1 pseudogene is annotated in these 697 nt (G+C 70.2%); it reads left to right on the top strand.

Going from position 1 to position 697, the window contains the following annotated elements:
* Positions 1-16 precede the first annotated feature (16 nt).
* A pseudogene (locus EOA27_RS38895) lies at positions 17-697 on the top strand (SPOR domain-containing protein); the annotation flags it as partial.

Genomic DNA, 697 nt, shown 5'->3' with positions numbered 1-697 from the left:
CATGACCGCACGGCCTATGCCCACGGTCAAGGAGCCTGCTCCCGCGCCACGGCTGGTTGCGGAATCCGCGAGCCACGCCGGTGGGAACACGGCGGCCGACGATCTCGACTGGGATCTCGACGAGCGCCAGCCGGCGCAGGACCGGCAGGACGCGCAGCCGGCCGACAGCGACCTGGACGACCTGCTCGCCAACGAGCTCGACCGCCAGGATTTTGCAGCCTCGGCCAAGGCCGAGCCCTCCAGCGCCGGACCTTCGGCGGCCGAACAGGACATTGATTTCGACGACGACGCCTTTGGCGCCGCTTTCGCCCGGAGTATCGAGGCCGAGCAGGCGGCGGCCGCCAGCGCGAGGTCTCCGGCAAATTCGTCCGAATGGATGCATCCGACGCCGGTCGAGCAGACAAGGTCTTGGAGCCGTTCGACCCCGACCGCCGCTCCGCCGGTGCAAGCCTCATTTGCGGCACAGCCGGCCCAAGCGGCGCCGGTGCAGGTGGCAGCGCCTTCAGCGCCGCTGCAGATGACCGCGCCTGCTTACCGCAACGAGCCGGCCCCGGATTATTCCGCCCATGCCAAACCGGCGCAGGCCCCGATGGCTGCGCCGCAGCCCCGCCAGCATGACGAGGTGCCGGATGTCGAGACGGTCGATGTGCCGGAGCGCGTGGTCGCGCTCGCCGACGACCTCGACATTCCGGAGCTC

Source organism: Mesorhizobium sp. M2A.F.Ca.ET.037.01.1.1, from assembly GCF_003998075.1.
Lineage (GTDB): Bacteria > Pseudomonadota > Alphaproteobacteria > Rhizobiales > Rhizobiaceae > Mesorhizobium.
Note: the sequence above shows the minus strand (reverse complement) of the source record. Positions and strands in the feature narration are given on the sequence as shown.